This is a genomic window from Ruthenibacterium sp. (assembly GCF_017421385.1).
GTDB lineage: Bacteria > Bacillota > Clostridia > Oscillospirales > Ruminococcaceae > Ruthenibacterium > Ruthenibacterium lactatiformans.
On sequence record NZ_JAFOIN010000099.1, the window covers coordinates 1 to 5,284 of the forward strand.

The 5,284-nt window shown below is 58.0% G+C and carries 6 protein-coding genes; 3 read left to right on the forward strand and 3 right to left on the reverse strand.

Going from position 1 to position 5,284, the window contains the following annotated elements; all coding sequences use genetic code 11:
* Both IIY41_RS12200 and IIY41_RS12205 read left to right on the forward strand, forming a co-directional pair.
* Positions 1 to 738, forward strand: a 738-nt coding sequence (locus tag IIY41_RS12200) for a uroporphyrinogen-III synthase (protein ID WP_287400963.1), incomplete at its 5' end; no start/stop codon positions are given.
* Between the two features lie 44 nt (positions 739 to 782).
* Positions 783 to 1,325 carry a DUF2284 domain-containing protein gene (locus tag IIY41_RS12205; RefSeq protein ID WP_050005389.1) on the forward strand — a complete coding sequence of 181 codons (543 nt, stop codon included), beginning with the start codon at positions 783 to 785 and terminating at the stop codon, positions 1,323 to 1,325.
* Between the two features lie 230 nt (positions 1,326 to 1,555).
* On the opposite strand, the gene IIY41_RS12210 is transcribed toward IIY41_RS12205, so the two are convergent.
* The 3 genes from IIY41_RS12210 to IIY41_RS12220 form a co-directional block, all read right to left on the reverse strand.
* Positions 1,556 to 1,993: a GNAT family N-acetyltransferase gene (locus tag IIY41_RS12210; protein ID WP_117472949.1), complete on the reverse strand. Its 438-nt coding sequence runs from the start codon at positions 1,991 to 1,993 to the stop codon at positions 1,556 to 1,558.
* A 102-nt stretch (positions 1,994 to 2,095) separates the two neighbouring features.
* Complete coding sequence (locus IIY41_RS12215; RefSeq protein ID WP_009322552.1) at positions 2,096 to 2,989, reverse strand: diacylglycerol/lipid kinase family protein; 894 nt, start codon at positions 2,987 to 2,989, stop codon at positions 2,096 to 2,098.
* A gap of 262 nt (positions 2,990 to 3,251) precedes the next feature.
* A complete protein-coding gene (locus tag IIY41_RS12220; protein ID WP_287400967.1) occupies positions 3,252 to 4,109 on the reverse strand; it encodes a hypothetical protein in 858 nt (285 codons plus the stop codon).
* A gap of 269 nt (positions 4,110 to 4,378) precedes the next feature.
* Between IIY41_RS12220 and IIY41_RS12225 the strand changes: the two genes are divergently transcribed.
* The gene (locus tag IIY41_RS12225; RefSeq protein WP_287400969.1) at positions 4,379 to 5,104 is read left to right on the forward strand and encodes an acyl-[acyl-carrier-protein] thioesterase; all 726 of its coding nucleotides are present in this window, start codon (positions 4,379 to 4,381) and stop codon (positions 5,102 to 5,104) included.
* The last annotated feature ends 180 nt before the right edge of the window (positions 5,105 to 5,284 follow it).

The window sequence follows — 5,284 nt, forward strand, 5'->3', positions numbered from 1 at the left end:
GCAGGCGTGCGCGTGGGGCTGGTGGGAACGCCCGCCTTCACAGAACGGCTCGCCCGGCGTTTGGAAGCACTGGGCGCGGCCGCGGTTCCCTGCATGACGGCCCGGGTGCGGCCTTTGCCGCCCCAGCCGGGCTGGGAAAGGCTGGCGGACGGGCGCTCCTGCTGGGTGGTGCTGACGAGCCGCAACGGCGTCGGCTGCTTTTTTGACGCGCTTGCCGCGGCGCGCATCGACGTGCGCCGTCTGCACGCCTGCCGTTTTGCCGCCATCGGCCCGGCTACGGCGGAGGCGCTGGCACAGAGGGGCATCACGGCGGATCTGTGCCCGGAGCAGGCCACAGGCGCGGAACTGGCCCGTGCGCTGTGCGCCGCCGCCGGCCCCGGCGAAGAGATCCTGCTGTTTCGCGCCGCGGAAAGCAGCCCGGAGATGCGCGGCATCCTGACGGCTCAAGGCTTTTCGGTGCGGGAATATACGCTGTACAAAACGGAATATGCCGCGGCATCGCCCAATGCGGAGGCAGACTATCTGGCGTTTGCCAGCGCGGGCGGCGTGCGGGCATGGTTCTCCGCCTGCGGCGCGGCGCCGAAGGGCGCTGTGTGCGTGTGCATCGGCCCGGTGACGGCCCGCGCGCTGGCGCAGCAGACCGGTGCGCCGTTCCTGACGGCGGAGGACATCTCCGCAGAGGGCGTGGCCGAATGCATTCTGCGCGCACACCGGCACAAGAAAGCGCAGGAGGAGTAAAACGCCCCGCCGCACAGGCGGCAGGACAGGAGGCCTGAATTCATATGGGATGTATTATTCCCGGCTTGCGGGACCGTGATTTGAAGAAAACAGGGATAAGCCGATACGGGTTTATTTCCACAGCGGAGATCCTGTTCAGCGATGCGGTTCGGAAGATCTGCGAAAACGATACCTGCCGCTTGTACGGAAGAACCTGGGCGTGCCCTCCCGCGGTTGGAACGGTTGAACAGTGCAGGCAGCGGTGCCTCCGGTATGAAAAGGCGATGGTTTTTGACGCCGTATATCCTTTGACAGACCCTTTTGATTACGAAGGAATGACCGAAGGACACGGGGCGTTTAAAAAGCTGTGTGACAGGCTGTATATCCTTGTGAAAAACCAGCTTTCTTCATTCCTTCTTTTGTCCAATGAAGGCTGTAACAGATGCGAAGCCTGCACCTATCCGGAGGGTGCATGCAGAATGCCGGAAATGCTGTTTCCCTCTTTGGAAGGCTTCGGGATCGATGTTGCAAGCCTGGCGGCAAAAGCCGGCCTGACCTATAACGGCGGAGAAAATACAGTGACTTACTTTGGGATGCTGCTGTATTGATCTGGCACGTTTTTGCTTTCCGTCCGCCGGATACAAAAAACCTCCTGCCGGGAATCCCCTCGTAAGGAAGTTCCTTAGAAAATGCATGAATCAATGAAGTCCGTACCCTTTTCAGGGTGCGGACTTCTACTTTGGACTGCAGTGCCGCAATCCGATGCTCGTTATACCTGTGGACACGCTCACACCAGCACAGTCGCCATATGCTGTTTTTTGATAAACGGAAAATTGTCCTATTCAAGCCATTGAATAAAAGCGGTTTTATCACTGCTGTTATACCCTGCGCTTCTATAAAACTTAAGTATTGACTCTTCCTTTGAACCGGTGAGCAGCATCATTTTATAACAATTTTCCATTTTGGCAATTTCTTTGGCATAATTCAAACATTCTGTTGCATACCCTCTGCCGCGGTAGTCTTTTAAAGTAACAACATTTTCTATAAAGGCGTACGGCCGGACATTTCTTGTTAAATTAGGAATTATTACGCAAACACAAGAGGATACGATTTTATTATCAGCCTCATTCACTATAATGTGATGATTTTTATCTTTTATAATCGTTTCCCATGTCGTTTTTAAATGTTCCGTCCTTTCCGGTACAGACTTCTCGTGCAGATATAGATACAGATTTAACAATTTACTTAGCTCGTTTTCGTAAATTTCTCTAACCATACAGCACCTCTACAAAGTCTATACGTCCTTACAAAGTGTCCTCCCCCCCGGCAGGAGGTTTTTTTGTAAGAAAGGCCTTTGCTGAGGGAAGGCGGCCCTCCCTCAAAAGACCATGTGCAGCGCGTTGGCAAGCACCTGTACGGATACATCGGTGTGCTCACCGCCGTACTCGCCGTCCAGCGTCCACTTTGTGGGCGTGGGGAAATGTACCGTTACGCTGTCCGCATGCAGCAGATGGATCAGCTCGTTGTTGAAATCCCGGGCCAGCAGCTTGGAGACGATGGTGTTCGCTTCCGCCACGCTTGTGGGCGCTTTGATGAGCAGCACCTCGAATTCGCCGTCGTCCAGTGTGGCTTCCACGCTTTTGTCCAGCGAAAAGCCGCCGATGGACGTTGTGTTGGAAATGGAGCAGAACAAAAATTCCTCCTCGAACACCTGGTCTCCAACCTCCACGCGGGCAGGATATTTTTCCCCGATGGGCAGGCGTTTGACGCCTTCAATGATGTAGGCAAGGTGCCCCATGGCGTTTTTCATGTTCTGGGGCGTTTCGTAGGAAACAGCGGAAAAGGCGCCGAAGGCGGCCACATAGCAGAACAGCTCACCGCCGAAATCCCCTGCGTCGATGGCATGCGGCCGGCCGTTGACCACGGCGTCCGCGGCGTCCTCGGGCGTTTTGGGCAGGCCGAGAGAGGCGGCGAAATCGTTGGTGCTGCCGCTTGGAATATAGCCCAGCAGAGGCGGCTGCTCCAGGCGCAGCAGGCCGTTCACCGTATGGTGCAGCGTGCCGTCGCCGCCGCAGCATACCACAATGTCGTAGCCCGCGCTTTCGGCCCCGGCCAGAATGTCCTCTGCGTTCAGCCCGTCCAGAATGGGATATACGGTCGTCTCGCAGCCGCCTGTGCAGAATTTTTGCAGCAGCATGTCCAGGTTGCGGGAGGTTTGCGCGCGCCCCGCGCTGGGGTTATAAAGAAGCAAAAGTTTTTTGCGGTCCATCATAAAAAATACCTGCTTTCCGGAAGATGATGCGGGCCATTGTTAGGATTGCCCGCCGGCGGGGCCGCCACACGGCGCGGCTTTAACAAAATTTCGTCCGCTGAAATTTTGCATGGTTCAATGTTCTCAAGCCGATGCGCGGAAGCGCATCAGCGTACGAAGTGCGCGCAGCCGCGCAAGCGGCGGACTTGAAATTATTATACCACATCCGTCCGGTATGAATGTTACAAAACTGTGGCGGCCGCCGGCCCGCTCTGGCGCCGTTTTATATCCCGGCAGAGGGCTGCGCAGCTTCCTGCGCATGCAGAGCGTTCAGCGCGGCGCCTGCCTGCGCCGCCACCCAGAGCTGGGGCGCAAGCGCGCGGGCCTGCTCATACAGGGGAACGGCGCCGGCCGCATCGTTTTCCTCCAGAAGCAGTGCGCAGGCCAGATAATAGCTCGCCTGCGCCCGGAGGTAGCTGTTGGGAGCAAGCCCCAGCTCGGTGCGGAAATAGGCGGTATGGCCGCCCGGCTCGCCTTGCTGCACGGCCATCATGTGCTCCAGGTCCAGCACCGCCTTGCTGAAATGCCCGAACAGCGCGTTGCCCGCCGGCAGCGTGCGCACTTCGTCACGCAGATATGCGAGCTGGCTGCGGGCCGCGGCGTAATCTTCCAGGCCGATGGCGATGCTGGCCTGGCGCGTATAAACGCTCAGGCGGAGCTGCTGCAGGCAGCTTTTGCTGCGGCGGGGCACGCGGTCCATCCCCATGCGGGACAGCGCCTCCAGCGCCTCGGGGCCGCGCCCCAGCGCCTGCAGGGCAAAGCTTTCATTCAATGCCAGGTTGGGCCGCGTGCTGCGGTTCTGCCAGCGTTGGCACCCGCGTATCTCGGCCAGAAACGCCGCGGCGTCGCAGCTCGTAAGAAAGCGCTGGTACGCCGCATTGAAGCGGCGCGTGCCCAGCACGCTGCAAATCACCGCCAGCAGCATCACACCCGCGAGCGTAAGCACCAGAAGCACGCCGAAAGCGGCCCAGTGCAAAAAAATACCGGCGATATAAAGTGAAAGCATCAGCAGACAGCCGATGGAATAGGCGGCCGTGTAGCGTCCGTAATAACCCATATACAAAATCAAACCTTTCTGCATGCGTGCGGATTTTGTCCTTTTGTGTTATTATAGTATAGCACACCGCGCGCCCCGGACGGCGGTGTGGTTTTGTAAAAAATAGCCGCAGGCTGTTTTTTCGCCTTTCCGGCCGGTCCCTGGGCGGGAACGCCGGGATAGTTTTGCTGTGCAACAAGAAAATGGCCGTGGGCCGTTTTTACGGGCACAGGCGGGAAAGCGGCGGTCCGGGTGTGCGCACGCAGGGCGCGGCGCGGGAACAGGCGGACGCGGCCGAAAGGGAGAGACAGCAGATGAATGCAGATTTTTATTCCGAGAGCTTTACCATAAAGGCGTATGAATGCGATGCCGAGGCCCGTATGACGCCGGGGGCCATCCTGCGGCGCGCCCAACAGATATCCACCGACCAGTGCGACCTGCTGGGCCTGACGAATGAGGTGTACGCGCGCACGCACACCGCGTTTTTGCTGGCGAAGCTGGCCGTGGAGTTTTATGCGCCCGTGCGCGCGGGGCAGTGCGTGACGCTGGCAACCAGGCCCAGCGCGCCCCAGCGCGCGGTGTATGGGCGCTACACCACACTGTGCGCGCAGGACGGCACGGTGCTGAGCGCAGTGGACAGCCGCTGGATCTTGGTGGATACACGGACGAAGCGCATCCTGCGCCGTCCGCCGGAGGACATGCCCATGCCGTTCGTCCAGCCGCCCGTATGCGAGCTGGATGTATCGCTGGTAAAAGGGGAGGCGCAGCCTGTGGCGGAGGAAACGGCCTTTTATACCCGCTGCGACCAGAACCGCCATATGAACAACACCTATTATGCGGATATCGTCTGCGACCATGTGCCTCTGGAGCGCATTGCCGCGCACGCGCCCGCGCGGCTCGCCGTCGTCTATCACAGTGAGGTGCCCATGGGCGCTTCCTTTACCCTGCTGCGCGCGCAGACAGGGGAGAACGGCTGGTATTTTGTAGGAACGGACGGGGAAAAGAAACACTTTGAGGCAAACCTGACGCTGACCGAGTGAGCGGCATTATGATGATGCATGTATTAAAAAAGAAAATTGCCGAAAACTTGCTTTGACCTGGATTATCAGGTAGAATAAACATGATAAATGTTCTTTAAATCGGCGTTTTGGCAAAAAAGAGGTTGACGGAAATCTTGGCAATAAGGTAAAACAATTCCGTTTCATCATCACTCTCACAGA

Coding starts and splice junctions, on each gene's coding strand:
- IIY41_RS12210 (WP_117472949.1), bottom strand. CDS start 1,993: ATGGTTAGAGAAATTTACGAAAACGAGCTAAGTAAATTGTTAAATCTG.
- IIY41_RS12215 (WP_009322552.1), bottom strand. CDS start 2,989: ATGATGGACCGCAAAAAACTTTTGCTTCTTTATAACCCCAGCGCGGGG.
- IIY41_RS12220 (WP_287400967.1), bottom strand. CDS start 4,109: ATGCAGAAAGGTTTGATTTTGTATATGGGTTATTACGGACGCTACACG.
- IIY41_RS12225 (WP_287400969.1), top strand. CDS start 4,379: ATGAATGCAGATTTTTATTCCGAGAGCTTTACCATAAAGGCGTATGAA.
- IIY41_RS12205 (WP_050005389.1), top strand. CDS start 783: ATGGGATGTATTATTCCCGGCTTGCGGGACCGTGATTTGAAGAAAACA.